This window comes from Congregibacter sp., from assembly GCF_047617445.1.
Taxonomy (GTDB): Bacteria; Pseudomonadota; Gammaproteobacteria; order Pseudomonadales; family Halieaceae; genus Congregibacter.
The window spans coordinates 1-26,910 of sequence record NZ_JBLGBE010000043.1 but is presented as its reverse complement, the minus strand read 5'-3'; the positions used below and the strand labels follow the sequence as shown (position 1 = coordinate 26,910).

Sequence of the window (26,910 nt, the reverse complement as noted above, 5' to 3'; positions counted from 1 at the left end):
GCGAAGAGCCTGCGTCGCCCTGTATCTCTGTGTGTGCCCTGGACGAAAACGATATTTGCATGGGCTGCTATCGCAGCTCCGACGAAATCACTGATTGGTTCATGGCTGATAGGGCAGCTAAATTGGAGGTCCTTGCGCGAGCCAAAGCCCGACGAGAAGCCGATAGCCCTATTCGCTTGCTATAGCGTTGAAACGAGTAAATTTCAGGGCTTAATCGGGAGATCTGCCTCGAACGGCGCGGACAACATTGCCCTCCAGCTCCAGGATTTCAAAGCAATAGCTGCCTATGCGCAGTCCGGCGTTGGCGTCTGGAAATGACTCAAGATACTCAAGTACGAGTCCTGATAGCGTTTTGGGCCCATCGGTAGGTAATTCCCATTTCAGCGCTTTGTTGATGTCCCGAACACTGGCGCCACCGTCAAAGACATAGCTACCATCGCGCTGGGGATAAATTTCGTCCGAGTTGTCATTCAGGTTCGACGTAAATTCACCGACAATCTCTTCCAGGATGTCGGCGACGGCGACCAAGCCGATAACATCCCCGTACTCATCAACAACCAGCGCCAAACGAAACTTCTTTTGCTGAAAGTTCCGCAGCTGCGTATGCAAAGGGGTGCTCTCGGGTATGAAGTAGGGCTTATCCAGTGCAGCCAGCAAGCCGCTGCGCGACAAGCCATCACGATTAACAATGCGGCTCACATTGCGTAGATGGAGTACCCCTTCGATATTATTGCTGTCTTCGCGCCACACCGGTAGCAAGGTGTGGCTACTTTGATGGATTGTTTCCAAAATAACATCGTCGCTCGCATCCAGATCAACTCCGTAAAACTCGTTTCTGGGTACCATGATGTCATCGACCGTCACGCCTTCCAGATCCAGAATATTAACGAGCATGCCCCGGTGACGCTGGGGAATCATCGCACCCGGGTCGGAGACGATGGTTCGCAGTTCCTCTCGGGACACTTTCTCTTCACCGGCTTCGTTCATGTCAACGCGCAGCAAACGCAAGAGGCCATTAGTCACCCAGTTCACGGTGGCGACAAGCGGCATCAGTAATCGCATTAAAGGCAGCAAAATGACGCTGGCGGGGAAGGCGATTTTTTCTGGGTACAGTGCCGCGATGGTTTTGGGTGTTACCTCAGCAAAGATCAGTATTACCAAGGTCAGAAGAATCGTCGCGATCACAATTCCGGCGTCCCCGTAGAGTCGAATCGCGATCACCGTTGCGATTGCTGACGCGGCGATGTTCACCAGATTATTGCCGATGAGTATCAGGCCGATGAGTCGGTCCGGGCGCTCCAGGAGCTTGCTCGCTCGAAGGGCACCTTTGTGCTTTTGTTTGCGTAAGTGCTTTAGCCGGTAGCGATTGAGCGACATCATGCTCGTCTCAGAACTCGAGAAGAAACCGGATAGAATGATCAAAGCTGCCAGCACAGCGAACAACAGGCCCAGCGGTGCGTCGTTCAAGTCAGCCTCTCTCCAGTACTAGCTCAAGCACGAGCTTGGAGCCAAGGAATGCCAGCATGAGAACGCTGAAGCCGGTTACCGTAAGTCTTACGGCAGTTTGGCTGCGCCAACCTAGCCAATGACGGCCACAGAGCAATACGGCAAACAGCATCCACGCAGCAATGCTAAGAACGGTTTTGTGAACCAGGTGTTGGGCGAATATATCGTCCATGAAGATCACGCCGGTTCCGATAGACAGGGTTAGGCCCATAAAGCCCACCCAGATCAGCTCAAATAGCATGCTTTCCATTAACTGTAGAGGGGGAAGCACACTCAGGAAACCGCCCATTTGACGTCGCCTTAGCTGTGCATCCTGAGCGGCAAGCAAGGCAGCCTGGATGGCGGCAAGCGTCAATATTGAGTAGGCGACTACGGAACTGCCGATATGTACCGCTACGCCCAGGGGTATTTTTTGCTCCCCAGCGGCGGTGTCAGGGCCCAGCGTAGCGGTAAGCACAGCGACTGCGGACAGTGGAAACAGAATGATGAGAAGGTTTTGTAAAGGGCGCTTTATTAAAGCAAGTAGACACGCGCAATTGATACCCAGAAAAATCAACGAAAAAATCCGGAAAAAACCGAAGTTTATGCCGTTAGGACCGTAAATATTGTGCCAGGTGAGGTACGCATGGCAGCCTAGCGCGAAGACACCGATCACAATCAGGCTGCGACTAAGGCTGCCGCTGTGTTGTAAAGCGCTTGCTAGTTGAAGACCCGCCGCGGCGAGATATAGCAGTGCAGCAATAACAGCAAGAAAAGCAATGGACATGGATTTGGGGGCCGGCTCCGCGGCGCGTATACTTGCGCACCTTTGTACCGACTTGTTACTGCGTAATCAATAGCGCAATTCCTTTGAATGCGCCCCCAAGAGGACGTTTTACTACATGTTCCAGAATCTTTCCGAGCGTTTAACCCAAAGCCTTCGCGCCGTTACTGGCAAGGCGCGTCTCAGTGAAGAGAATATTCAGGGCACTTTGAGAGAAGTGCGCATGGCATTGCTGGAGGCGGACGTCGCGTTGCCTGTGGTTGTGCAGTTTGTCGAATCCGTCAAGCAGCGTGCCCTGGGGCAGGAGGTGATGAGCAGCCTTAGCCCGGGGCAAGCCTTCCTGAAAATCGTACAGGCTGAGCTCGAGTCCGTGATGGGCTCTGCGAACGAGGGGCTGAACCTAACGACGCAGCCCCCGGCGGTCATTTTGTTGGCCGGACTTCAAGGCGCGGGTAAAACCACGTCAGCAGCAAAGCTCGCGAAACTCCTTAAGGAACGCGACAAAAAGAAAGTCACTGTCGTGAGTGTCGATGTCTATCGTCCGGCGGCGATCAAGCAGTTAGAGACCCTCGCGAGAGAGATCGGCGTAGATTTTTTCCCCTCGACGGTGGATCAAAAGCCGGTGGATATTGCCCTGGCAGCTCGAGAGCATGCCCGAATCCAGTTCAGCGACGTACTGATTGTCGATACGGCAGGACGTTTGGCCGTAGACGTAGCCATGATGGCCGAAATTGCGGAACTCGAAAAAGCCGTTACGCCGGTTGAGACGCTATTTGTCGTTGATGCTATGACAGGGCAGGATGCTGCCAATACTGCAAAGGCCTTTGGCGAAGCACTGCCGCTGACCGGTGTGATTCTGACCAAGGTAGATGCCGACAGTCGTGGCGGTGCGGCCTTGTCCGTTCGCCAGGTCACGGGTAAGCCAATCAAGTTTTTGGGCGTGGGCGAGAAAATCGAGGCTCTGGATCCTTTCCATCCAGATCGATTGGCGTCCCGTATTCTGGGCATGGGGGACGTACTGTCGCTCATCGAAGAGGTTGAGCAGAAAGTTGATCGGGTTAAGGCTGAAAAGCTGGCTCGAAAGGTCAAGAAAGGCAAAAAATTCGATCTAGAAGATCTTCGGGATCAACTGCAACAAATGAATAACATGGGTGGCATGGCAAGCATGCTGGAAAAAATGCCGGGTATGTCAGGCATGGCGCAGGCTGCGAAGTCCCAGATCGATAACAAGTCCTTTTCCCGCATGGAGGCGATGATTAACTCTATGACTCCCCGGGAGCGTCGCAATCCAGAGCTGATTCAGGGTACCCGGAAACGACGAATTACCAAGGGCTCAGGCACCCAGGTCCAGGACCTGAACCGTCTTCTGAAGCAGCACAAACAGATGGCGAAAATGATGAAGAAAATGAAAGGCGGTGGCATGGAGAGGATGATGCGCGGCATGGGGGGGATGATGCCTCCCGGGGGCGGCGGCTTGCCGCCCATGCGCTAAAGCCCAAAAGGTTCTCTAAGCGCCCGCAGCTACTAGAAAAATCACTGTTTAGAGGGCTTTCATCAGCCCCTTATTTTCTGTATGATGCGCCACCTTTCGCAGGGGTCCAGAAGGCAGCAGCCTGACGGTTACCCGAAATAATTGAGTATGTGTCGATAATTTGTGGCCAAACGTCAATCGTGACACTGGTTTTCGGGTTTTCGCAGGAGTGAGTTGGCAAGGTAATGGTAACGATTCGGCTTTCACGTAGTGGCGCAAAAAAACGTCCTTTTTACCACCTGACGGTGACCGACAGTCGCAGATCCCGCGATGGTCGTTTTATCGAGCGTGTAGGATTCTTTAATCCTGTTGCTCGCGGTCAGGAAGAGCGTCTGCGCGTGGATCGCACGCGCATTGAATATTGGCAGGGCCAGGGCGCGCAATTGTCTGCTCGTGTAGCGAAGCTGCTCAGCGTTGCTGAGTCAGTCAGCGAAGCCGCCGACGCGGCCTAAAGGCCTCTCGGGCATGCGTTCGCCCGAGGATCAAATGCTTCTCGCCGGAAAGATCACCGGCGCACATGGCATTAAGGGCTGGGTCAAGCTTCACGCTTTTACGGATCCGCCCGAGAATTTTTTCGCCTTTAGTCGACATCAGATGACGCGACAGGGGCGCCCGGAGTCTGTTCAGTTCGCTGAAGGACGGATTCAGGGCAAAGGTTTGGTGGCGAGAGTCGTAGGGGTGGATACCCGTACTGACGCTGAGCTGCTCCGGGGTACGGAAATCTGGGTTCCGAAAGCGGAACTACCAGCATTGGATCCCGGCGATTATTACTGGCACCAGTTGCAGGGCTTGCAAGTGTGGAGTCAACACGAAGGGCAGGTCTTGTTGCTCGGCGTGGTAGACCACCTCCTTGAGACTGGGGCAAATGACGTACTGGTACTGTGTCCTTGTGATGGCAGTATTGATGAGCGAGAGCGCCTTATCCCCTATCTACTCGATGATGTTGTGTTGGGGATAGATAAAGAGGCGGGAAGCATGACCGTAGTTTGGCACCCGGAAGATTGATGCGGGTCGCGTTGGTCACGCTGTTCCCGGAGACGCTCGGCTTGGTGAGTGAAATAGGTGTTACCGGGCGTGCGGTACGCGATGAGCGGCTGCACATCAGCGCGATAAACCCACGGGATTACACTGAGGACCGTCATCGTAGTGTTGATGACAGACCTTACGGAGGTGGTCCTGGAATGGTGATGAGGCCTGAGCCTCTCGCGGCTGCTCTGGCGGCAGGAAAGGATTATGCAGGTGCCGGCGCACCGGTCATATATTTGTCGCCGCAGGGTCGCAAATTCGATCACGCTAGAGCGCTGGAACTGGCGGAACTGCCGGGATTGGTATTGCTCGCAGGGCGTTACGAAGGTGTCGACGAACGGCTTGTGAGAACAGCGGTGGATGAGGAGCTCTCCATCGGGGATTATGTTTTAAGCGGTGGTGAGCTTGCCGCGCTGGTAGTCGTAGACGCGGTTGCGCGGCTCCTTACTGGAGTATTGGGTCACGAAGATTCGGCATCAGAAGATTCGTTTGCTCAAGGATTGTTGGATTGTCCGCACTTTACGCGGCCAGAGCAGTATGCAGGGCAGGACGTCCCCGCCGTGCTGCTTAGCGGGGATCATGCAGCAATCCGACGCTGGAGATTGAAGCAGTCTTTGGGTAGGACCTGGGAACGGCGTCCTGATTTACTCGAAGATTTGCAGCGGAGTCGAACGCTGTCGGCGGAGGAGCAACGTCTTCTCGCCGAATATCAGAGTGACCCGAGTTAGAAGTTAGGTGGTGGTGTCTGTGTTGAACGTGACGCTAGCAATAGTAAAAGAAATTTTATACATGATCGTCCCCTGGGTGATCGCAGGTAGTTTGGGAGCAAGATAATGAACACCAATGCAATAATTTCTCAGCTTGACGCTGAGCAGATGGACAAGGAGCTGCCGGAGTTTGCGCCCGGTGACACCGTAGTTGTTCAGGTTAAAGTGAAAGAAGGCAGCCGTGAGCGTCTTCAGGCTTTTGAGGGTGTTGTGCTGGGTAAGCGCAATCGTGGTCTCAATTCTGCTTTCACAGTGCGTAAGATTTCCCACGGTGTGGGCGTTGAGCGGACTTTCCAGACTTACTCTCGTTTGCTGGAGTCCATCACGGTGAAGCGCCGTGGTGACGTACGTCAGGCGAAGCTTTACTACTTGCGTGAGCGTTCAGGTCGGTCTGCGCGAATCAAAGAAAAGTTGGGTTAATTGTCGAGCCGCGCATGCGGCTCGTTTAACCCCAAGAGCGGCCTTCCTTTGGGAATGGCCGCTTTTTTGTGTCTGCGGTTTGTTAAGCTCTGAATATGCCAAAGTCCGCAACAAGCACAGATTTCCCTATTCTTGAGACTTATCTCGACGCGATCTGGATGGAGAAGGGGCTTAGCGAAAACACCCTGGCCGCCTACCGGCGGGATCTCCAGGCCTTCGCACGTTGGGCTTCGCTGCGTCATCAAAAAACGACGGACATCAGCCGCGCTGATATTGAGAATTATCTCGCACATCTCCTGCAGGCCAAGCGATCACCGCGCTCGGCAGCCCGGGCCTTGTCCTGTCTGAGAGGCTATTATCGGTACCTCCTTCGAAGTGGAGAGCTGCGGGAGGACCCCACCCTGGATCTTGAAAGTCCGCGCCTTGGACGGCCATTGCCCAAGACGCTTTCAGAGACGGATGTTGATGCCCTGCTGAAGGCCCCGAACCTCGAGGACCCCATCGGTTTTCGTGATCGTTGCATGCTTGAATTGCTCTATGCCTGCGGCTTGCGCGTATCCGAGTTGACAGGACTGACCTTGTCTCAGCTCAGCCTGAATCAGGGCGTTGTGCGAATCAGCGGCAAGGGCGGCAAGGAACGCCTGGTGCCCGTCGGCGAGGAGGCGCTGCATTGGCTGCAACGCTACCTGAAGGAGGTCAGGCCAGCGTTGCTGGGGGAGACGCCATCCGATGTGTTGTTTCCCAGTCGCCGGGCTCAAATGATGACGCGGCAGACCTTTTGGCACCGGATCAAACAGCACGCGATGACGGCGGGTATTCAGAAATCAATTTCACCGCATGTCCTGCGCCACGCTTTTGCGACCCATCTGGTGAATCATGGCGCCGATCTGCGTGTAGTTCAGCTTCTGCTGGGCCATAGCGACTTGAGTACCACCCAGATCTACACGCATGTTGCGCGTCAGCGCCTGCAAAGCCTTCACGCCAAACATCATCCCCGGGGCTGAGTAAGCGCTCGCAGTGTGAACTATTGCTCAGTGATCTGTTGCCCAGTGAACTATTCAAGACTGGTATCATCGGAGCATTCAATTAGAACGCAGTAAATCGCCGTAGGCGGTGCACACAATGGGAATATCTTCATGTACCTGAATCGTAGTTCTACTAGCCGCCCGGGCCGTCATTTGATTGCCTTGCTCGGACTTTGTCTTCTGGCGTTGGCGCAAGCCGGCTTCGCTGCAGAAGGCGTTGATCCGGCTGTTGAGAAGAAGCTGCGCCTGCGTTTGGGTGCGCCGCAAATCGGTTTGGAAGTACGCAGTGTAGAGACCAGTGATTTGCCTGGTCTTTACCGGGTGAATATTGTTCAGGGTCCCACGATTTATTCCACGGCAGATGGCGATTACTTTATTGTCGGCGACCTTTACAGCGTCGGTCTCACGGGCCTGGTGAATATGGGCGAATTGCAGCGATCCAATGATCGTAAAGAAGCGATAGCAGCTGTGGCCGAAGCTAATACCATTGTGTTTCCTGCAGAGGGTGAGACCCGGAGTCACATCACGGTGTTCACCGACGTTTCCTGCTTTTATTGCCAGAAGCTACATAAAGAGGTTCCTGAATTGAACCGTCGTGGTGTCGAGGTGCGATATCTGGCCTACCCGCGGCAGGGCATTGGATCTCCTGGGTTCCGGCAGCTTGCTAGTGCGTGGTGCGCAGACGATCGCCAGGCCACGCTGACAGCGTTCAAAAATCGTGAAGAGCTTGAAGAAAATGTCTGTCCAGGAAATCCCATCGCAGAACAGTTTGCGCTGGGTCAGCAACTAGGCGTCCGTGGTACGCCAGCGATCATCACTCCTGATGGGGAGTTGATCCCTGGCTATAAAAGTGCCGACGACCTAATCGGGGTTCTGGGCTTAAAGTAGCGAAGGACGCTATGCCTATAGAGTCCTCGAGCAAGGATTGACGCCTGGTTTGACAGTCATGGGCTCGGGCTTTAGTGTCTTCGCCCGTTCGCGCCTGCTTTTGGCAGGCGATCTTTAGTTTAGTACAGTGAGTTCCCGTGGAAGAGCAATTTCAGCGCATTCAGCGCCTCCCTCCCTATGTATTCAGCATCGTTGGCGATTTGAAGCAAGCCGCCCGTGCTGCAGGGGAAGACATCATCGACTTCGGTATGGGCAATCCTGATCAGCCCACGCCTGAGCATATTGTCGATAAGATGGTGGAAGCGGCCCGGCGTCCTGACACGCATAGGTATTCTCAATCCAAGGGTATTCCCCGTTTACGCAAAGCCATATGCGACTGGTATCGCACTCGCTACGCAGTAGAGCTGGATCCTGACACCGAAGCGATTGTGACCTTGGGCTCGAAAGAGGGCCTTGCGCATCTGGCTCTGGCGACTACAGGTCCCGGCGATGCAATACTGGTTCCCAACCCGTCTTACCCGATCCACCCCTACGGTTTCGTCATTTCAGGTGCGGATATTCGCCATGTACCGATGCGTGATGAGGGCGATTTCTTTGAGGAACTCGAGAACGCGATCCGCAACAGCTGGCCCAAGCCAAAAATGCTGGTGCTGAATTTCCCCTCAAATCCCACGACAGATTGTGTGGAACTGCCGTTTTTTGAAAAAGTTGTGAAGATCGCCAGAGAGCATCAGATATGGGTGGTGCAGGATTTTGCCTATGCGGATCTATGCTTTGACGGTTACGTGGCGCCGTCGATTCTGCAGGTAGAAGGAGCACGGGAGGTCGCCGTAGAGTTCTTTAGCATGTCCAAGAGTTACAATATGCCGGGTTGGCGCATAGGCTTTTGCTGCGGTAACTCAACCTTGGTGGGTGCGCTGGCACGCATGAAGTCCTATCTGGATTACGGCATGTTTACGCCGATACAGGTGGCAGCTATAGCGGCGCTGGAAGGCGACCAGAGCTGTGTGTCAGAGATCAATGCCATGTATTGCTCGCGACGCGATGTATTGTGCGATGGCTTGAATACAATGGGCTGGCCGGTCACGCCGCCCAAGGCGACGATGTTTGTGTGGGCGAAAATTCCTGATGCTTATCAGGCTATGGGTTCTTTGGAGTTCAGCAAAAAGCTACTGGCGGATGCGAAGGTGGCCGTGTCACCGGGTATCGGTTTTGGAGAGTATGGCGAGGGCTACGTGCGCTTTGGCCTGATTGAGAACGAACACAGAACACGTCAGGCTCTGCGTAATATAAAGCGCATGTTTCGCGAGGATGGGCTGGTAACGGCCTGAGATTTCGTTAGTACTGATTCGCGTCAGTCACTGTAAATAACTGTTGGGGAATTTGAACAGGATGAGCGCATTGCGGATTGGGGTCTGCGGAAACGGCACGGTCGGTGGGGGCACTATCGAACTGCTCCGCAGTCAGGCTGCGCTATTGAGCGCCCGCGCGGGGCGGGAGCTGTGTTTGACCCGCATTGGCGCACGTCGTGATCGGGATGATTGCGCTGCTGAGGATGTGCCGGTACATCGCGATCTTCTGGAAGTCGCTCGCGCCCAAGACGTCGATGTCGTCGTTGAGAGTATCGGTGGTACGACCCTCGCGAAAGAGATTGTAGAGACGGCCTTGCGATCGGGGAAATCTGTGGTCACTGCTAACAAGGCATTGATTGCAGAACACGGTAATGAGCTGTTGGCGCTGGCCGAAGAATGCGGGCAGAGTTTGCTATGCGAGGCAGCTGTGGCCGGGGGCGTGCCGATCCTTAAAGCGCTGCGTGACGGTATGGCAGCTAATTCAGTGACCGAGCTTTCAGGCATTATCAACGGTACAGGTAATTTCATTCTGACCGAAATGGGCGCCCATCAACGGCCCTTCGATGAAGTGTTAGCGGAGGCACAAGCTTTAGGGTATGCCGAAGCTGATCCGAGCTTCGATGTAGAGGGCATTGATGCTGCACATAAGCTGAGTATTCTCGCCGCAATGGCTTTTGCGACGCCGCTTAATTTTTCTGCCGTGTTTTGTGAAGGCATCAGTGGAGTGACTCCTGCGGATATCCAGTTCGCCGATGAATTGGGTTATCGAATCAAACACCTGGGTATTGCCAAAGAGCATGCCGATTGCGTGGAACTGCGCGTACATCCAACCTTACTTCCCAAAGATGCACTACTTGCCAATGTCCATGGCGTACTTAATGCCGTTCGGCTTCGCGGCCATGCTGCGGGCGAGACTGTGTACTCTGGTGCCGGAGCGGGGCGCTTACCCACAGCCTCTGCGGTGGTGGCGGACCTGGTGGATATCGCCAGAGCCGACGGTAAGCCTGTGCACTGTCTGGGAGTTCCGGTTGCGACGCTAAAACCTAAACCGGTGCTGTCCATGGATGCGGTCTGCTGTGCCTGGTATCTGAGATTGCAGGCGCAAGATCGGCCCGGTGTTATGTCGCAGCTGGCAAGTTGTCTGAGCGCTGAGGGCATTAGCATTGAGGCGCTTATTCAGAAGCCGCCCAAAGACGCAGCGGCCACAGTCCCAGTTGTTGTACTCACTAACAATGCGCGTGAAGATGCGCTGCGCCGCGCGGTGACGGCAATTGCCGCACTCCCCGCGGTGACTCAAACACCACACTGCATTCGTATCGAATCGCTGAACTAGAGGGAATCCTGTGCGCTATATCAGTACCCGCGGCACTGCGCCGATACTCGGCTTTGAAGACGTCTTGCTCACCGGTCTTGCTAGTGATGGCGGTCTGTATGTGCCAGAAAGCCTTCCAAGCTTTAGCCCGGCAGAGCTTGAGGAAATGGCGTCTTTAGATTATCCGACTCTGGCGCATCGTATTCTCCTACCGTTCGTGGAGGAGGCATTCGGTAGTGAGGAACTGCAGAAGATCATCAATGACAGTTATGCGGTGTTTCGTCATTCGGCGGTCGCTCCTTTAGTGCAGCTTGAGCACAATCAATGGGTGCTTGAGCTGTTCCACGGCCCGACATTAGCGTTCAAGGATTTTGCTTTGCAGCTCCTGGGTAGGCTGCTGGACGCGGTGCTTAAACGGCGCGGCGAGAAAGTAGTAATCATGGGTGCGACCTCCGGGGATACCGGCTCCGCGGCGATTGCGGGCTGTCAGCGCTGCGAGAACATCGATATCTTCATCCTGCATCCTCATCAAAGAGTGTCTGAAGTGCAGCGGCGACAAATGACGACCTTGAGTGGCCCTACGATTCATAATCTTGCGATCGAAGGCAATTTCGATGATTGCCAGGCCATGGTCAAAGCAAGCTTTAGAGATCAGAGCTTTCTCCCCGATGGACGCAGCCTCGTAGCGGTTAACTCCATTAACTGGGCGCGCATCATGGCGCAAATCGTCTATTACTTTTATGCCGGTCTGGCCCTGGGTGCTCCGCATCGCGCGGCGGCTTACTCGGTGCCTACCGGAAACTTTGGGGACATCTTCGCAGGGTATCTCGCGTCGAAGATGGGATTGCCGATTGCACAGTTAATGATTGCCACCAATCGAAACGATGTACTGCACCGTTTATTGAGTAGCGGTGACTATGCACGTCAGGCCTTGGAGCAGACCTTATCACCCAGTATGGACATCACTGTGTCGAGCAATTTTGAGCGACTGATGTTTGACCTTTACGAACGAGATTCAGCAGCAGTCGCTGGGCTTATGAACGCTCTTGATGATGGTGATATAGCTCTGTCTGAGGGCGCTATGGCTAATGCACGAGCGATGTTCGCCAGTCATCGCGTTGACGACGCCGACACCCTGGCATGTATTTCCAAGGTTTGGGAGAAGAGCCATTACTTACTAGACCCACATAGTGCCATTGGTTATGCGGCGGCCAAATTACCAGAAGGAATGCGCGACGTACCCTGGGTGACCTTGGCGACAGCACATCCTGCAAAGTTCCCTGGCGCCATCGAGCGCGCTGAGGTTGATGCCTCGCCCGAGCTGCCCGCGCATTTATCAGATCTCTTTGATTTGGATGAGCACTTCGATGTGCTCCCTAACGATATGGCTGAAGTACAACGCTTCATGTCTGCGCATTTGGGCGCCTGATTGTCACGCCCAAGTCGCAGTATTCGGCGACGCGATAGCAACGGAGCAGAGAGCTTTAGCGAGTTATCGCCGATTCTTGCGAGGGTGTATGCCGCTCGGGGTGTGAGGGGGCCTGAGGAATTGGATCTTAGCTTTGCTGCGCTTCATCCGCCTGATTTACTCGCGGGTATGGATGCAGCGACACAGCGTTTGCAGCAGGCTCTGGAGAAAAATGAGCGAATTCTCATTGTCGGTGATTTTGATGCCGATGGTGCGACGAGTACGGCTTTGGCGATCGCCGCGCTACGCCAGTTTGGAGCCACACAGCTTGATTACCTGGTGCCTAATCGTTTTGAGTTCGGCTACGGACTGACCCCCGGCATTGTCGGTCTCGCCGAGCAGCGTAAGCCCGACTTAATCATTACCGTCGACAACGGAATATCGTCATTGGACGGTGTCGCAGCGGCGAACGTGGCGGGAATAGAAGTACTTGTTACCGATCACCACCTTCCTGGTGAGCAGCTGCCTGATGCGGCAGTAATCGTTAATCCTAATCAGGCAGGCTGCAATTTTCCGAGCAAAGCCCTGGCGGGTGTCGGGGTTATGTTCTATCTCCTCCTCGCTTTGCGAACTCGCCTCCGGGATCTGGATTGGTTTGCTAGCCGGGGTCTGGAAGTACCACATCTGGGGGCATTCCTCGATTTGGTGGCACTGGGCACCGTGGCAGACGTAGTACCTCTAGATCACAATAATCGAATTCTTGTGGAAGGCGGGCTCGCGCGCATACGCAGCGGTCGTGCCCGCCCGGGAATTAATGCATTGCTAAGTGTTGCCGGACGTGACCCGGCAGCTGTAGTGGCAAGCGATCTGGGTTTTGCAGCCGGCCCCCGGCTCAATGCGGCGGGGCGCCTGGATGATATGTCTTTGGGTATAGAGTGCTTGTTGTGTGAGGATCCTCGGCAGGCGCGAAATCTTGCGCTGCAGTTGGATAGCATGAATCGTGATCGCCAACGTATCGAGCGAGGTATGGAGGAAGAGGCGCTCTTAGCCCTGGCCAGCCTCGATCTACGTGAAACCGACTTGCCTGCGGCGCTGGTGTTACACGATCCAGGCTGGCACCAGGGCGTTGTAGGTATTTTGGCATCCCGAATCAAAGACCGATTTCACCGGCCGGTGATAGCATTTGCGCGCAGTGATGAAGGCGAGCTGAAAGGCTCCGGACGCGGTATTCCGGGAATGCATCTACGTGATCTTCTGGATTGGGTGGCGACCCAGCATCCGGGTCTCATTGACCGTTTTGGCGGCCATGCTATGGCCGCAGGATTGTCCTTGCCCGAAGCGCACTACGACAAGTTTGCCGAAGCATTTACTGATGCCGTTCAAAACGCGGGCGGGCTGTCTCTGGACCCGGTGATTGACAGTGACGGAGAGTTGGCCCCAAAAGATTTTGATCTTGCGACAGCTCAAATGCTCCGCAGTGCGGGTCCGTGGGGGCAGCTATTCCCGGAGCCCCTGTTTGACGGGATTTTCGAGTTGCGCAGCCAACGCATCGTAGGAGAGCGGCACCTTAAAATGAGCCTCGCCAAACCGGGTGACGGCACACCTTTAGAAGCGATCGCCTTTGGTGTAGACACTGAGCGCTGGCCGGATCAGGCGGTGACGAGGGTCAGGCTTGCCTACCGGCTGGACGTGAATCTGTTTCGCGGTGAGCGGCGTTTACAGCTGCTGGTGGAGCAAATCGAGGCTGCCTGAGGACGCCTCTTTTGGGCCCTGCTAGGGTAGAATAACACCTTTTTTTGAAGAGCCATTCCCATGCTGGAAATCAACCCTCTTGTTCAAAGCCTCAAGGATATCGAGGCACGTACTGACGTGCTTAGGGGGTATCTTTGACGTCGATCAGCGTCGAGAGCGTCTTTCTGAAGTAGAGCTCGAGCTTGCGGAGCCCAGCGTTTGGGATGACCCCGAGCGAGCACAGGGGCTGGGTCGTGAGCGTGCATCTTTAGAAGCTATCGTAAGCTCCATTGATGCTCTGGATACGGGTGCGGCAGACAGTCTTGATCTCCTCGAGATGGCTTCTGAGGAAAATGACGAAGCAGCGGTGAGCGATCTTGAGCTGGAGATTCAGGAGCTTCTCAAAGTGCTGGAGCTGCTTGAGTTTCGTCGTATGTTCAACGGTGAGATGGACGCTAATAACGCCTTCCTTGATATTCAATCCGGCTCCGGAGGCACCGAAGCACAGGACTGGGCGGAAATGCTCCTTCGCATGTATTTGCGTTGGGGAGAGTCTCGAGGATTTACCACTGAGCTCATTGAGGCATCAGGTGGCGACGTGGCTGGTATCAAGAGCGCCACGATTAAATTCAGTGGTGAGTATGCTTTTGGATGGCTGCGCACCGAAACCGGCGTGCACCGATTGGTCCGCAAATCACCCTTCGATTCGGGTAATCGCCGGCACACATCTTTTGCGTCTGTGTTTGTTGCGCCGGAGATTGATGACAATGTTGTAATCGAGATTAATTCCGCGGACCTTCGCGTAGATACCTATCGAGCCAGTGGTGCGGGGGGCCAGCACGTCAACAAGACAGACTCAGCGGTGCGTTTGACTCACAATCCTTCGGGCATTGTGGTGCAGTGTCAGACTGAGCGTTCGCAACATCAGAACCGCGATAACGCCATGAAGCTGCTTCGTGGCAAATTGTATGAGATGGAAATTCTCAAACGTAATGCCGAAAAGCAAGTGATGGAAGACAGCAAGGCTGATATCGGTTGGGGCAGTCAAATCCGCAGCTATGTTCTGGATGCCTCGCGAATCAAGGATTTACGTACCAATGTTGAAACCAGCAATACCCAGGCGGTGCTTGATGGCGCCATCGATCAATTCATCGAAGCCTCGCTGAAAAGCGGTCTGTGATCGGAAATATATTATGACTAAAACAGATAGTGACACGCCTCGTGCACCCGAAGACGAGAACAAGCTGATAGCCGAGCGGCGCGGCAAGCTCGATGATCTGCGTGAACAAGGCAACCCCTTTCCCAATGATTTTCGGCGCAGCGCCACGGCGGGCCAGTTGCAGCAGGATTTCGCCCAGGAGGAGAAGGTTGCACTGGAGGAGCGAAACGAGGAGTTTGCGGTTGCGGGTCGTTTGATACGCAACCGGGGCGCGTTTTTGCTTATTCAGGACGGTGAGGGCCAGATCCAGCTGTATGTTGATCGCAAAGGCCTCAGTGAAGAAACGCTCGCCCGTATCAAGAGCTGGGATCTCGGAGACATCGTCGCCGCTCGGGGGCCTCTGCATCGTTCCGGCAAGGGCGATTTGTACATCAATATGCGCGAAGCGCGTTTGCTTACCAAGGCGCTAAGACCACTTCCCGACAAGTATCACGGTCTCGCCGACCAGGAGCTCCGTTACCGTCAACGCTACGTAGACCTGATTGTTAACGAGAGTTCTCGCGAGGTGTTTCGAATACGTTCCCGGGTGATTAGCTACATCCGACGATTTATGGATTCGCGGGACTTCATGGAGGTAGAGACCCCCATGATGCAACCGATACCGGGTGGCGCTGCGGCAAAGCCGTTTGTCACGCACCACAACGCGCTGGATCTAACGATGTATCTGCGTATTGCACCCGAGTTGTATCTCAAGCGCCTCATTGTGGGTGGCTTTGAGCGTGTGTATGAAATCAATCGAAACTTTCGAAACGAAGGCTTGTCCACCAGGCACAATCCTGAGTTCACGATGCTCGAGTATTACTGGGCGTACGCCGACTACCAGGATGCCATGGATCTCACAGAAAGCATGCTCCGGGGCCTGACCGAAGAAGTCTTGGGCTCTCAGCAGGTGAACTATCAGGGACAGGTATTTGATTTCTCTCAGCCGTTCATTCGCATGACGGTTATCGAGGCGATACTCGCTTACAACCCGTCACTGAGTGCCGCTGACATCGCTGAGAGGGAACTGGCCAAGAGCGTTGCAGAGGGTCTAGGCATTGACGTCCGTAAAGCGTGGGGACTGGGTAAAATTCAAATCGAGATTTTTGAGAAGACGGCTGAACACCGGCTTGAACAACCTACGTTCATTACCGCGTATCCCACAGAGGTATCCCCGCTGGCGCGTCGTAATGACGATGATCCTTTTGTTACCGATCGCTTTGAGTTCTTTGTCGCAGGTAGGGAGTTGGCCAACGGCTTTAGTGAATTGAATGATGCCGAAGATCAGGTCCAGCGTTTTAAAGAGCAGGTAGAGCAGAAGGATGCAGGGGATGAAGAAGCGATGCACTTTGATGCGGATTATGTGCGGGCGCTGGAATACGGCATGCCTCCGACCGCGGGCGAGGGGATAGGCATCGATCGGCTTGTGATGTTGTTGACGGATTCACCGTCTATCCGCGACGTCTTGCTGTTTCCCCATATGCGACCCGAGTGATCTTCGTTCCCGTGCTGGTGCTACACTCGGCTAACGACTTATTGCGAATTTACTACTATGCCTAAGAAGCTCATTACCCTGGCATTGACCGCGGCACTTGCGGCTTGTGCAGGCGCTCCTCCGGAGCCGGCTCCTCCAGAGCAAAGGTCGCCGGAGGACGTTAAGTTGACGCTCAACTTACCCGAGGAGTCCGATAACTGTGTGTGCCAGACGGCCGCAGAGAACGATCGGACGTTTCTCGAACGAGGTATGGAAACCCTTGCGGACGGCGACTATATAGAGGCCGTGCAGTATTTTCAGCGTTATCAGCGGTTGGAGCAGCTGCCTATGGCGCAATGGGAAGGTGATCTTGCGATAGCCTACGTGAGCATGCTGCCCAGTAGTCCTTTCTACGATGTGGATGCTGCGTTACGAGCGTACACCGACCTACAATCGCGGGAACCTGATGGTCACAAGCATCACAGCATCGTACTCATGCAGCAAGCGCTTGAGTCCTTTGTCTTGATGGAACGCCATATCTGGGACTTGGAAAGTCGAGCCGGCATGTTGCAAGAGGATTTGGACAAGCGTGAGCAGGCGCTTAAGCGTCTTCGAGAGTTGACTCTAGGTCAACCGGAAGACTGACGGTAAAGGTAGAGCCCTCTCCGGGAAGACTGTCGATACGGATTTCACCGCCCATCAGGGTGCAAAAGTCACGACAGATGGCCAGTCCTAATCCCGTTCCGCCATAGGTGTTGCTGGTTGAATCCTCAGCCTGAACAAAAGCCTCAAAGACGACGGCCTGCTGTTCATCGGTCATGCCGATACCTGTATCACTGACTGCAATTTCCAACTGCTGTGTTGCCTCTGAAAATGAGGCACTGACTCGAATAATGCCTTGCTGGGTAAATTTAGCTGCGTTACTCAAAAGGTTGACAATGATTTGGCGAAACTTCACCGCATCATTGTTGATCATCGGAAGGGCGCTAAAGTCCTCGCACTGCAACACGTTGCCGTTTCTACGTAGGAGTGGGGCGAGAGCATCTACCGCCATAGTGAGGGCTTCACCCGGGTGGAACTGTTCTCGTACCAGGCTCATCTTGCCTGTCTCAATCTTTGAGAGATCCAGAATGTCATCAATGAGTGCCAGTAACTGTCGTCCCGAGAGAACAATTTTGTCGAGATCATTTTGGTGCTGTTTACGATCTATGGGCGTTTGATCGTCCAGTTCATCGTGTAGCATTTCGCTGTAGCCGATAATGGCATTCAGCGGTGTTCTTAGTTCGTGGCTCACGTTGGCGAGAAAACGCGATTTTGCTGCGTTAGCTTCATCGGCGCTGAGCTTAGCGTCTTTCTCCTCATCGATGGCCCGTCGCAGCTTGTCCGTCATGCTGTTAAATGCTGTAGCGAGATCACCGAGTTCTCCATCGTCGTCGATGTCTTCGATGCGATAGTCAAGCTCTCCGGCGCCCAGACGCTGCGTACCTCGCTTTAGACGTTTAAGATTGTCGTTGGTGTAGCGAACCAAAAAGAAGCCCAGGGTGGCGGTGAGAAAAATCGAGGCAATAAATCCCAGTACCGTTATGCGATCCGTGAGTGCGATGGTGCGGTCGATGACATTGGCCCGTTGCACGGCGATGAATGCCTGGCGCTGCTCAAGCTCCTTCAGCCGTTGGCTGGCTTCGAGATAGGGGATAGGGTCATCAACATCTGACTGCCACTTGGAATCGTTGTAATTGTCGTAAAAGTCTCTCCAAATGCTGAGTAAAGCTGCGCTGCTCTCACGCAGAAGATTGAACTGCAAAGCGGTGACATCGCTGCCCATGCCTCCCAGAGCTTCCACAGTGCTGCGCGTCGCGGCAATGCTGCTCAAAGCGCTGCGTTGATCTTCTTCCGCCAGCCGGTCGTCGGTGTTTTCTCGGAGTGTGGACAGCACCAGAATCTTTTGTCGCTGATCTTCCAGCTGTTTGGCGAGTTCTCCGGACAGCTGTCCGGCGGTCACGGCCTGACGGTAAGCCACCATACTTTCGCTTCGCGCGTAGCTGCCCCAGAAGTGTGTGCCCACGTTGATTGCAAACAGAATGAGGATCGTAAATAGCGAGAGTGTGAGGCGTCTGCGAAGACTCATCGTTCGAGCAACCGGCGTATTTTTTCCAAAAGGGCCGGAAAGTCGACGGGCTTGGTTGCATAATCGTCGCAGCCCGCTTCTAGAGCTCTGTCTCTATCTTCTGCCATAGCGTGGGCAGTGAGCGCGATGATGGGCGTATGAGCTATTTCCGGGTTTGCGCGCACCGCACGGCATACGCTCCAGCCGTTGATCACAGGAAGGTTCATGTCCAGCAGCACCAGGGACGGTCGCTCAGACTCTATACTGGCTAAGGCTTTGGCGCCGTCCTCAGCAATGAGCGCGTCAAAGCCAGCACGCTTTAGTCGCCGACTGAGCATATCCCGATTAAGCTCATTGTCTTCTACCAGCAGGAGTCGTGTTTCGCTCATAGGAGTTCCTGCTCCAAGGGATGAACCACGAGGGGTTCATCAAGGCCGGGTGCCTGCACCTCGCGACTAGGCCCCAACGCATAGGCGGCCCCCAGTGCCTGGCGGGTGGACTCGGCAATCAGTATCTCGCCGCGTTTTGCGACATCCTCGATGCGAGAGGTCACGTTCATTGCATGACCTACAAAGCCGTATTTGCTTCGCCGCTCTGAACCGATGTTTCCGGCGATGACGTTGCCTGTGTTTAAGGCGATGCCCATCTCGAGTTCCGGCAAACCGTCATCTCGATTTGCGGTGTTGATCTCCGCCATGGCCGCCTGCATTGCCAATGCACAGCGCGCGGCACGATCAGGATCATCATCGTGACGTCGAGGAGCCCCAAACACGGCGAGAATGGCATCGCCGAGGAACTCGTCAATAGTGCCTCCGTACTCAAGGATGATGTCAGTCATAGCGCCGAGATAGCGGTTGAGCATGCTTACTACCCTGTCCGGGGGGAGTTGCTCGCTGATCGTCGTAAAGCCCCGGATATCGGACATCATGATCGTGACCTCCCGAAGATCACCGCCGAGTTCCAGACCCTCTGGACCCTCAAGAATCTCGGTGACGATGTCATCGGAGAGATAGCGCCCGAAAGTCGCGCGGATGAATCGCTCGTTGCGTTCCAGCTGGTCGCGATACAACTGTTCACGATCGTGCCATTGTTTGCGTTCGATGCCGGCTTTAATGCGGGCCTGAAGCAAGACCGGGTTGAAGGGTTTGAACAGGTAGTCGTCTGCACCGGCTTCAATACACTCGACAATGCCCTGCATGTCCTGTTCCCCAGAGATCATGATGACTGGGGTGGAGCGTAGCTTGGGCTCGGCTTTGATACGTCGGAGTACTTCTCGGCCATCCATGCCGGGCATCATCCTATCGAGTAGCACGACGTCAACATCAGCGTTAGCGAGCATTTCCAGTGCCTCGGCGCCACTGGAGGCAGTAACGACAAAGTGGCCGCTACGAGTCAGGTAGCGCGCGAGTAATTCTCGGTTTTCTTTCCGATCATCCACGGCGAGAATGAATCCTGGTTCGCCGGTGAGTCCGGCAATTTGCTGTGCCGCCTCGGCATCGCCGGCGCCTGACAGTGCGGCCTCGGCGGTGCCCTCGAGCACATGATCGATAGCGCTTTGTAAAGCCGCTGTTGGTTCTAAGATACTTTCGCCCAGCATTTCAGCATAACCGCGCAGAGCCCCCGCCAGATTGCGAAGCTCATGGCTGTCCGGGATCTCCTCTTCAAGGAGTGGGGCAATATTTGCGGCACAGGCGGCAAGCGCCAACCAATCCTGCTCGGCGTCTGCATCAAGCTCAGGTAGATCTGAGGCGCAGAGGGCTCCAATCTCAATGACCGCGGACTGAAGAGTTACGCGAATACTGTGCGCAGATACGGCGGACTGCACGGCAGTTTCGATCGTTCCGGCGTCTTCTAGGGGTGTGCTGTCACTCACACCTGAAGACCGTGATCTGGTCCAGCATAGTTCGCATGCCTATCGATTCCTGTCGTTCTGATTGTGTCGAGTATAGCGACCGTGGCAATCTCCGGGGAAGAGAGTTCAACGTAGTAGATGCGCGCGGTCGAAAATTTGAGGTAACATGAGCGTATCGCGAAAGCAGACAAGTACGGGTGGCCGAAGCGTAGTCCATGTTGCAGCAAGTAGAAATATTTCAGGGTCTTTCCGACGACGAGCTGACGGCACTTGCCGAGAGCAGTACTAGTCGATCCTTTCCAAAGAATACCGTGGTCATTCATGAGAATGACCCGGCGGATTCGCTGTTTATCATCGAAGCCGGAAAGGTGAAGGTGTATTGCAGCGACAAGAACGGCAAAGAGTTCATCATGAACACGCAAGGCGAGGGCGACTATTTTGGCGAGCTTGCCCTGCTGGATGATTCCACGCGGTCGGCTTCGGTGCGAACCGTAGAAAAGTGCAATTTTTGCATTATCTACAAAGAAGACTTTAGCAAGGTGCTGGAAGCGAATCCCAGCATCTCTCGCAAATTGATTGCGAATCTGGCGTCGCGGGTGCGCAAGCTCACTGCGGACGTGAAAAGCCTGGCACTACAGGATGTGTATGGTCGCGTAGCGAACGTGCTCATGGATCTGTCCGAAGAGCGGGGCGACGGCACCTTGTATATCGGTGAGAAGCTCACTCAGCAGGATATCGCTGACCGTGTTGGGGCGTCTCGAGAGATGGTGGCCCGTATCCTGAAAGACCTTACGATTGGCGAGTACATTCGTTTTGAGGGTCGTCACATTATTATCAATACGCGACTGCCGGCTAAGTACTGAGTTAATCGCGTAGACGGGCTTTCAGGGCCATTGTTGTTCTGTGTATTGTTGTTCTGGGTAATGTTGTTCCGTGTATGGTCACTTTGCAGGCTTTTCGCGGTCGGCACCGTCATCAATACCGCCTATTCCTTCCACACGCAGTAGAAGCCTGCCCTTCGCCAGTCGGGCAGAGATCGTCTGCTGTACCGTGACAGCATCGTCACTACGGATGACTGAACCTTGCTCGTCGCTCAGTATGGAGTAGCCCCGTTCCAGAATGGCTAAGGGGTTGAGGCTTGCCAGGACTTGCTCTCGGCGCTCCAACGCCTGTTTTTGCCATGCAATTTTTTGTCCAATGGCAACATCCAGTGCGACGCGTTGTCGCTCTACCTGGTCTCGACTTTGCTCGATGCGGCGTCGCGGGGAGTTCGCCAGTAGACGCTCGCTGCGCACATGATGGTCTCGACGAAGTTGATCCATACGCAGAGTTATGGATCGGCGGAGGCGGCCCTCGAGGTTATCCAGACGCTGGGACTGTTCCCGAAGCCGGTCGCCAGGATGTCTCAAGCGCGCCCGGAGCTGCTTAACTTGCAGCGTGGCGCGCTCCAAACGATGTTGCATAGATCTATTCAGCCGACGACGTGACTGTTCGAGCTGCGCAAGCAGCTCTTCCCGATCCTCGCTGAGCAATTCCGCGGCAGCGCTGGGTGTAGGCGCGCGGGCATCGGCGGCAAAATCTGCGATGGTAACGTCCACCTCATGACCCACACCACAGACCACAGGTAGCTCACTCCCAACGATGGCTCTCGCCAATGCTTCGTCATTAAAGGCCCAGAGATCCTCCAGTGATCCGCCGCCGCGAGCCAAAATAACGGCATCAAAATCGCAATCGTCCCTGGCCAGGGCATAGGCATTGGCATCGAGAAGTGCCTGACGGACCTCCCCGGCAGCGCTCTCGCCCTGAACAGACACCGGAAATATCGTGACGCGTATGGATGGATTTCGTCGTGCAAGTACGTGAAGGATGTCCTGCAAGGCTGCGCCGGTCGGTGAGGTGATGACGGCAAGATGCGCCACGGAGCGGGGTAGGGCCTGTTTGATAGCAGCATCAAAGAGACCTTCTTGGCGAAGCTGGTCTCTAAGCGCTTCAAAGCGAGCCTGCAGTGCGCCGGCACCCGCAGGTTCCATAAACTCACCGATGAGTTGAAACTCTCCCCGACCCTCATAGAGCGACACCCGTGCTCTCAATCTGACCTGATCCCCGTTCGCAGGGCTAAACCGCAGTCGCTGATTATAGTTTTTGAACATTGCGCAGCGCACTTGCGCCTTATCGTCCTTCAACGTGAAGTACCAGTGACCGGAGGATGGGCGAGCAAGGTTTGAGAGCTCGCCTTCGACCCAGACATAGCTGAAGTGGCTCTCCAGCAGGCTACGAACCTGTCGATTGAGCTGGCTGGGGGTGAGTGTTTCAGCTTCGGCCTGACTCATGGGCTTGAGCGGCCTTTTACAACTATTTGCACTAGCTTACGTCTCCGGTATTACGTCGAGAGCTCTAAGGTTTTATAATAGCGAGTTTACTCGACCAAACAGCGTCTGGAGGACACACTATGTTGCGTATCGATCAGGAAGCGCTGACTTTTGACGATGTACTCCTGCTACCGGGATATTCTGAGGTGGTAGCGACCGATGTTTCCCTACAGACCCGACTAACCAGAGACATTAGTCTGAATCTGCCCCTCGTGTCTGCTGCAATGGACACAGTCACCGAAGCCCGACTTGCGATTGCTATGGCTCAAGAGGGCGGCATCGGCATTATCCATAAAAGCATGAGCATTGCCGAGCAGGCTGTCGAAGTTCTGCGGGTTAAAAAGTACGAAAGCGGTGTAGTGAAAGATCCGATTACCATCCAGCAAGATGCCACGCTGGCGCAGCTGATCGAGTTGACGACTGCAAACGGCATTTCGGGCGTGCCCGTCCTGGCTGGCGAGGATCTGGTCGGTATCGTTACGCGGCGGGATATGCGTTTTGAGACAGAGATGGACAAGCCGGTGGCGTCATTGATGACCACTAGGGAAAAGCTCGTGACCGTTAAAGAGGGCGCTGATTCAGCCGAGGTTCAACGGCTTCTGCATCAACATCGTATCGAGAAGATACTGGTGGTCGATGACAAATTTGATCTGCGCGGCATGATCACCGTGAAAGATTTCGACAAGGCCGAGAACCACCCTCGAGCGTGCAAAGACAGCTTTGGTCGACTTCGTGTGGGCGCATCGGTAGGTACCAGCGCAGATACGGAAGAGCGTGTTGCTGCCCTGATAGAGGCTGGTGTAGACGTGTTGGTCGTTGACACTGCGCATGGACACTCTCGCAACGTATTGCAGCGAATTCGAATGATTAAAGCCGACTACCCGGACATTCAGATCATTGGGGGCAATATCGCGACGGGCGAGGCGGCACTGGCCTTAGCCGAAGCGGGCGCTGATGGAGTGAAGGTGGGTATTGGCCCCGGGTCCATCTGCACCACACGAATTGTCACCGGTATCGGTGTGCCTCAGGTCACGGCAATTGCTGACGCCGTCGCTGCGCTCAAGGGTAGCTACGATATCCCAGTGATTGCTGATGGCGGTATTCGCTTTTCTGGCGACATTGCCAAGGCGATTGCAGCAGGCGCGCATGCGGTGATGGTGGGCAGTATGCTCGCCGGCACAGAAGAGGCACCAGGCGAGGTCGAGCTCTATCAGGGGCGGACCTATAAGTCTTACCGAGGCATGGGTTCGCTGGGCGCGATGGCATCTAAGCAAGGTTCGTCAGATCGTTATTTTCAGGACGCGAGTCAGGGGGCCGAGAAGCTCGTGCCTGAAGGAATTGAGGGCAGAGTGCCTTACAAGGGCTCCGCGACAGCGATTATTCATCAGCTCATGGGGGGAGTGCGTTCGTCCATGGGTTATACCGGCAGTCCAGACATCGAGACTATGCGCAGCCGACCGCGTTTTGTCCGCGTTACGGCGGCGGGCATGTCCGAGTCGCATGTTCACGACGTGTCGATTACCAAGCAAGCGCCGAACTATCCCGTTAGTTAGCTTCAAATCTACGGCCGCGGCTATGCCTGAGACTGATGCGGCCGAGGCCTTTTAAACAGCGAATCCATCTATGACTGACATCCACGCCAGCCGAATTCTGATTCTCGACTTCGGCTCCCAATACACCCAGCTCATCGCCCGGCGCGTTCGTGAGGTCGGTGTGTACTCAGAGATTCGGGCCTGGGATATCAGTGAAGCGGAGCTTCGAGAGTTCGCGCCTAGCGGTGTCATTCTGTCTGGTGGGCCTGAATCAGTCACTGCCGAGGGATCACCTAGGGCGCCCGAATGCCTGTTCGCCGAGGAATGGCCGTTGCTGGGTATTTGTTATGGCATGCAAACCATGGCGGCGCAGCTTGGCGGGGACGTGGAAGGCTCAGACGCCAGCGAGTTTGGTTACGCGCAGATCCGAAGTTCGGGTGATAACGCGCTCTTGCACGATATTCGCGATCACATGACGGATCACGGCGATGGTCTACTGGACGTTTGGATGAGTCACGGTGACAAAGTCACTACGCTGCCCGATGATTTCAGTTGTATAGCGTCGACGGATTCTTGTCCCATAGCGGCGATGGCACACAATGTTCGCCCGTGGTTTGGTATTCAATTTCATCCTGAGGTCACGCATACCCTGCAGGGTATGCGCATTCTCGAGCGCTTCGTGATCGATATCTGCGGCTGTGAAGCATTATGGACCCCGGCGCGTATCGTCGAAGACGCCATTGCGCGGGTCAAGCATACCGTGGGGAGTGATCACGTCCTCCTGGGATTGTCTGGTGGCGTTGATTCGTCCGTTGTGGCCGCACTTTTGCACCGCGCTATCGGTGAGCAGCTTACCTGTGTGTTTGTGGACAACGGTTTACTACGACTGCATGAAGGTGATCAGGTCATGGAGATGTTTGCCCAGAATATGGGTGTCAAAGTCATTCGCAGTGACTCAGAAACGATGTTTCTTGAGCGCCTGGTTGGCGTTAGCGATCCTGAGCAAAAACGCAAAGTCATCGGCAACACTTTTATTGAAGTGTTTGATCAAGAAGCCTCGCGCATCGATGGTGTCCGCTGGCTTGCTCAAGGCACGATCTATCCGGATGTTATCGAGTCCGCCGGTGCGAAAACCGGTAAAGCGCATGTCATTAAGTCCCACCATAACGTCGGCGGACTGCCCGACGATATGGCGCTGTCATTGGTGGAGCCGCTGCGGGAGCTCTTTAAAGACGAAGTTCGCAAGATTGGTCTGGAGCTTGGATTGCCTCATGACATGGTATTTCGGCATCCGTTCCCAGGGCCGGGTTTGGGCGTTCGAATTCTGGGAGAGGTGCGTCATACTTATGCCGAAATTCTTCGACGTGCGGATGCCATCTACATGGAAGAGCTTCACGCTTCCGGATGGTACGAAAAAACTAGTCAGGCTTTTGCCGTTTTTCTCCCCGTGAAGTCTGTGGGTGTAGTGGGCGATGCGCGGCGCTACGAGTATGTGATTGCTCTTCGAGCTGTGGAGACCGTGGACTTTATGACAGCGCGCTGGGCACATCTTCCCTACGAACTACTGGAAAAAATCTCCAATCGCATCATCAATGAGATTAGTGGTGTGTCCCGGGTAACCTACGATATTAGCTCTAAGCCGCCGGCGACTATTGAGTGGGAATAAGACTTCGTCTACGGCGAAAGTATCGGATCTTGAGGGTAATGAAATTCCAAATACTTCAATCTATCGGTTCGCATGGATCGCATTCTATCCCGAGACAGAGCTCTACAATCCCCAACCTCAGTAGTGCGTATCAGTGGCATATCACCACCTCATAAATTTTACAGAACTACGAAGCACCAGTGCCGAGATACGGAAACCAAATAGCTCTTACTTTTCTTGGGGTGCTTCTTACAGTACACGCGTATGCTCGGACAGCGGGGCAATGCCCACCGCAAAAGGGCGTTGCACTACAGGTGCTTGGCTCTGGTGGTCCTATTGCCGATGACGGTCGAGCATCAACTGGCTATATCGTTTGGGTAAACGGAGAAACAAAAATACTGATTGATGCCGGGGGCGGTACTTTCCTATGCTTTGGCGAAGCTGCGGCCAGCTTTGAGGACCTCGATTTATAGGTCTAAGTCATTTCCATACTGACCACTCAGAGGACCTGCCAGCGCTACTGAAATCCGGGTATTTTACCGGACGAGAGCGCAGCCTCAGTATCGCGGGACCAGACGGCGTATTTGCCCAGTGCAGGCCTCGCAGCTGCGGCCAGAGAGTAATTTCTTGTTTCGATGATTGCCTGAAGTGACAGATTACTTGCGACAGCAAAGCTCTCCAGCGTATAAATCACAACACACAGAGCGATGGAGATTATGATGGCTCTGCCCACATTTCGGTGAGGGTCTTTCAACTCTGAGGCACTATTGGTAATCGTGGTGAACCCCTGAAAGGCCAAAATACCAAGTGCCGTTGCACCAATAAAACGGGTCATTGATGCGTCAAGACTCACTGTTGAGAAATTCACTTCCGCTGTGTCAGCCACCATTACGCCGACGATACCGAACAAAACGATACCCCCAATCTTGATAAAGTCGAGCACCGACGCTACACCTTCGATCATATTGTTCGCGGACAGGTTGATCAGAAACGCAACCAGCAAC

General features: G+C 54.6%; 26 protein-coding genes. 19 read left to right on the top strand and 7 right to left on the bottom strand.

What is annotated here, in order from left to right; translation table 11 throughout:
- Positions 1-185 (top strand): DUF1289 domain-containing protein (locus tag ACI9KD_RS10950; RefSeq protein WP_414981208.1); only part of this gene is annotated, 185 nt, incomplete at its 5' end.
- Positions 186-210: 25 nt separating this feature from the next.
- Here ACI9KD_RS10950 and ACI9KD_RS10945 read toward each other — a convergent pair.
- Positions 211-1,467 carry an HlyC/CorC family transporter gene (locus ACI9KD_RS10945; protein ID WP_414981207.1) on the bottom strand — a complete coding sequence of 419 codons (1,257 nt, stop codon included), beginning with the start codon at positions 1,465-1,467 and terminating at the stop codon, positions 211-213.
- Between the two features lies 1 nt (position 1,468).
- Positions 1,469-2,272: an inner membrane protein YpjD gene (locus ACI9KD_RS10940; protein ID WP_414981206.1), complete on the bottom strand. Its 804-nt coding sequence runs from the start codon at positions 2,270-2,272 to the stop codon at positions 1,469-1,471.
- A 115-nt stretch (positions 2,273-2,387) separates the two neighbouring features.
- Here ACI9KD_RS10940 and ffh point away from each other — a divergent pair, with 115 nt between their 5' ends.
- The 14 genes from ffh (at position 2,388) to ACI9KD_RS10870 (ending at position 17,046) form a co-directional block, all read left to right on the top strand.
- A complete protein-coding gene (gene ffh, locus ACI9KD_RS10935; RefSeq protein WP_414981205.1) occupies positions 2,388-3,761 on the top strand; it encodes a signal recognition particle protein in 1,374 nt (457 codons plus the stop codon).
- 224 nt (positions 3,762-3,985) lie between these two features.
- Complete coding sequence (rpsP, locus tag ACI9KD_RS10930) at positions 3,986-4,252, top strand: 30S ribosomal protein S16 (protein WP_414981204.1); 267 nt, start codon at positions 3,986-3,988, stop codon at positions 4,250-4,252.
- A gap of 13 nt (positions 4,253-4,265) precedes the next feature.
- A complete protein-coding gene (gene rimM / locus ACI9KD_RS10925; protein ID WP_414981203.1) occupies positions 4,266-4,805 on the top strand; it encodes a ribosome maturation factor RimM in 540 nt (179 codons plus the stop codon).
- Complete coding sequence (gene trmD, locus ACI9KD_RS10920; RefSeq protein WP_414981202.1) at positions 4,805-5,554, top strand: tRNA (guanosine(37)-N1)-methyltransferase TrmD; 750 nt, start codon at positions 4,805-4,807, stop codon at positions 5,552-5,554. Before rimM ends, trmD begins: the two co-directional genes overlap by 1 nt.
- Before the next feature lie 105 nt (positions 5,555-5,659).
- Positions 5,660-6,013, top strand: a complete 354-nt coding sequence (gene rplS, locus ACI9KD_RS10915; protein WP_414981201.1) for a 50S ribosomal protein L19 — start codon at positions 5,660-5,662, stop codon at positions 6,011-6,013.
- A 95-nt stretch (positions 6,014-6,108) separates the two neighbouring features.
- Complete coding sequence (gene xerD, locus ACI9KD_RS10910) at positions 6,109-7,017, top strand: site-specific tyrosine recombinase XerD (protein ID WP_414981200.1); 909 nt, start codon at positions 6,109-6,111, stop codon at positions 7,015-7,017.
- 132 nt (positions 7,018-7,149) lie between these two features.
- A complete protein-coding gene (locus ACI9KD_RS10905) occupies positions 7,150-7,926 on the top strand; it encodes a DsbC family protein (protein WP_414981199.1) in 777 nt (258 codons plus the stop codon).
- Positions 7,927-8,063: 137 nt separating this feature from the next.
- Positions 8,064-9,257, top strand: a complete 1,194-nt coding sequence (gene alaC / locus ACI9KD_RS10900) for an alanine transaminase (RefSeq protein ID WP_414981198.1) — start codon at positions 8,064-8,066, stop codon at positions 9,255-9,257.
- A 61-nt stretch (positions 9,258-9,318) separates the two neighbouring features.
- Positions 9,319-10,611: a homoserine dehydrogenase gene (locus tag ACI9KD_RS10895; protein WP_414981197.1), complete on the top strand. Its 1,293-nt coding sequence runs from the start codon at positions 9,319-9,321 to the stop codon at positions 10,609-10,611.
- A gap of 10 nt (positions 10,612-10,621) precedes the next feature.
- Positions 10,622-12,019, top strand: a complete 1,398-nt coding sequence (thrC, locus tag ACI9KD_RS10890) for a threonine synthase (protein ID WP_414981196.1) — start codon at positions 10,622-10,624, stop codon at positions 12,017-12,019.
- Complete coding sequence (recJ, locus tag ACI9KD_RS10885) at positions 12,020-13,750, top strand: single-stranded-DNA-specific exonuclease RecJ (RefSeq protein WP_414981195.1); 1,731 nt, start codon at positions 12,020-12,022, stop codon at positions 13,748-13,750.
- 60 nt (positions 13,751-13,810) lie between these two features.
- Positions 13,811-14,909, top strand: a protein-coding gene (prfB, locus tag ACI9KD_RS10880; RefSeq protein ID WP_414981194.1) for a peptide chain release factor 2 whose coding sequence is annotated in 2 segments (ribosomal slippage) — positions 13,811-13,885 and positions 13,887-14,909 — 1,098 coding nt in all. Because the reading frame shifts where the segments join, the coding sequence is not laid out codon by codon here.
- Positions 14,910-14,922: 13 nt separating this feature from the next.
- On the top strand, positions 14,923-16,422 hold the full coding sequence (gene lysS / locus ACI9KD_RS10875) for a lysine--tRNA ligase (RefSeq protein WP_414981193.1): 1,500 nt from the start codon (positions 14,923-14,925) through the stop codon (positions 16,420-16,422).
- Positions 16,423-16,479: 57 nt separating this feature from the next.
- Positions 16,480-17,046 (top strand): hypothetical protein, encoded by a 567-nt coding sequence (locus ACI9KD_RS10870; protein ID WP_414981192.1) that lies wholly within the window; start codon positions 16,480-16,482, stop codon positions 17,044-17,046.
- Here ACI9KD_RS10870 and ACI9KD_RS10865 read toward each other — a convergent pair.
- The 3 genes from ACI9KD_RS10865 to ACI9KD_RS10855 are packed head-to-tail and all read right to left on the bottom strand — an operon-like array spanning position 17,003 to position 20,381.
- A complete protein-coding gene (locus ACI9KD_RS10865; protein WP_414981191.1) occupies positions 17,003-18,529 on the bottom strand; it encodes an ATP-binding protein in 1,527 nt (508 codons plus the stop codon). The genes ACI9KD_RS10870 and ACI9KD_RS10865 overlap by 44 nt on opposite strands.
- Complete coding sequence (locus ACI9KD_RS10860) at positions 18,526-18,897, bottom strand: response regulator (protein ID WP_414981190.1); 372 nt, start codon at positions 18,895-18,897, stop codon at positions 18,526-18,528. Before ACI9KD_RS10860 ends, ACI9KD_RS10865 begins: the two co-directional genes overlap by 4 nt.
- Positions 18,894-20,381 carry an adenylate/guanylate cyclase domain-containing protein gene (locus ACI9KD_RS10855; protein ID WP_414981189.1) on the bottom strand — a complete coding sequence of 496 codons (1,488 nt, stop codon included), beginning with the start codon at positions 20,379-20,381 and terminating at the stop codon, positions 18,894-18,896. Before ACI9KD_RS10855 ends, ACI9KD_RS10860 begins: the two co-directional genes overlap by 4 nt.
- Positions 20,382-20,575: 194 nt before the next feature.
- Between ACI9KD_RS10855 and ACI9KD_RS10850 the strand changes: the two genes are divergently transcribed.
- A complete protein-coding gene (locus ACI9KD_RS10850; RefSeq protein WP_414981188.1) occupies positions 20,576-21,223 on the top strand; it encodes a Crp/Fnr family transcriptional regulator in 648 nt (215 codons plus the stop codon).
- A 78-nt stretch (positions 21,224-21,301) separates the two neighbouring features.
- Here ACI9KD_RS10850 and xseA read toward each other — a convergent pair whose 3' ends face one another.
- Positions 21,302-22,690 carry an exodeoxyribonuclease VII large subunit gene (xseA, locus tag ACI9KD_RS10845; protein WP_414981187.1) on the bottom strand — a complete coding sequence of 463 codons (1,389 nt, stop codon included), beginning with the start codon at positions 22,688-22,690 and terminating at the stop codon, positions 21,302-21,304.
- 119 nt (positions 22,691-22,809) lie between these two features.
- Between xseA and guaB the strand changes: the two genes are divergently transcribed.
- The 3 genes from guaB to ACI9KD_RS10830 all read left to right on the top strand — a co-directional run bounded on the left by guaB (position 22,810) and on the right by ACI9KD_RS10830 (position 26,379).
- Positions 22,810-24,282, top strand: a complete 1,473-nt coding sequence (guaB, locus tag ACI9KD_RS10840) for an IMP dehydrogenase (RefSeq protein ID WP_414981186.1) — start codon at positions 22,810-22,812, stop codon at positions 24,280-24,282.
- Positions 24,283-24,352: 70 nt separating this feature from the next.
- Entirely contained in the window at positions 24,353-25,927 is a 1,575-nt protein-coding gene (gene guaA, locus ACI9KD_RS10835) for a glutamine-hydrolyzing GMP synthase (protein ID WP_414981185.1), read from the top strand.
- A gap of 293 nt (positions 25,928-26,220) precedes the next feature.
- Positions 26,221-26,379, top strand: coding sequence for a hypothetical protein (locus tag ACI9KD_RS10830; protein ID WP_414981184.1), 159 nt, complete (start codon positions 26,221-26,223; stop codon positions 26,377-26,379).
- A gap of 44 nt (positions 26,380-26,423) precedes the next feature.
- Here the strand turns inward: ACI9KD_RS10830 and ACI9KD_RS10825 are convergent.
- Positions 26,424-26,910 (bottom strand): amino acid permease (locus ACI9KD_RS10825; protein WP_414981183.1); only part of this gene is annotated, 487 nt, incomplete at its 5' end.

Excerpts from the sequence above, each read along its gene's own strand:
- ACI9KD_RS10940 (WP_414981206.1), bottom strand. The coding sequence starts at position 2,272 with ATGTCCATTGCTTTTCTTGCTGTTATTGCTGCACTGCTATATCTCGCC.
- ffh (WP_414981205.1), top strand. The coding sequence starts at position 2,388 with ATGTTCCAGAATCTTTCCGAGCGTTTAACCCAAAGCCTTCGCGCCGTT.
- rpsP (WP_414981204.1), top strand. The coding sequence starts at position 3,986 with ATGGTAACGATTCGGCTTTCACGTAGTGGCGCAAAAAAACGTCCTTTT.
- rimM (WP_414981203.1), top strand. The coding sequence starts at position 4,266 with ATGCGTTCGCCCGAGGATCAAATGCTTCTCGCCGGAAAGATCACCGGC.
- trmD (WP_414981202.1), top strand. The coding sequence starts at position 4,805 with ATGCGGGTCGCGTTGGTCACGCTGTTCCCGGAGACGCTCGGCTTGGTG.
- rplS (WP_414981201.1), top strand. The coding sequence starts at position 5,660 with ATGAACACCAATGCAATAATTTCTCAGCTTGACGCTGAGCAGATGGAC.
- xerD (WP_414981200.1), top strand. The coding sequence starts at position 6,109 with ATGCCAAAGTCCGCAACAAGCACAGATTTCCCTATTCTTGAGACTTAT.
- ACI9KD_RS10905 (WP_414981199.1), top strand. The coding sequence starts at position 7,150 with ATGTACCTGAATCGTAGTTCTACTAGCCGCCCGGGCCGTCATTTGATT.
- ACI9KD_RS10895 (WP_414981197.1), top strand. The coding sequence starts at position 9,319 with ATGAGCGCATTGCGGATTGGGGTCTGCGGAAACGGCACGGTCGGTGGG.
- lysS (WP_414981193.1), top strand. The coding sequence starts at position 14,923 with ATGACTAAAACAGATAGTGACACGCCTCGTGCACCCGAAGACGAGAAC.
- ACI9KD_RS10870 (WP_414981192.1), top strand. The coding sequence starts at position 16,480 with ATGCCTAAGAAGCTCATTACCCTGGCATTGACCGCGGCACTTGCGGCT.
- ACI9KD_RS10865 (WP_414981191.1), bottom strand. The coding sequence starts at position 18,529 with ATGAGTCTTCGCAGACGCCTCACACTCTCGCTATTTACGATCCTCATT.
- ACI9KD_RS10860 (WP_414981190.1), bottom strand. The coding sequence starts at position 18,897 with ATGAGCGAAACACGACTCCTGCTGGTAGAAGACAATGAGCTTAATCGG.
- ACI9KD_RS10850 (WP_414981188.1), top strand. The coding sequence starts at position 20,576 with ATGTTGCAGCAAGTAGAAATATTTCAGGGTCTTTCCGACGACGAGCTG.
- xseA (WP_414981187.1), bottom strand. The coding sequence starts at position 22,690 with ATGAGTCAGGCCGAAGCTGAAACACTCACCCCCAGCCAGCTCAATCGA.
- guaB (WP_414981186.1), top strand. The coding sequence starts at position 22,810 with ATGTTGCGTATCGATCAGGAAGCGCTGACTTTTGACGATGTACTCCTG.
- guaA (WP_414981185.1), top strand. The coding sequence starts at position 24,353 with ATGACTGACATCCACGCCAGCCGAATTCTGATTCTCGACTTCGGCTCC.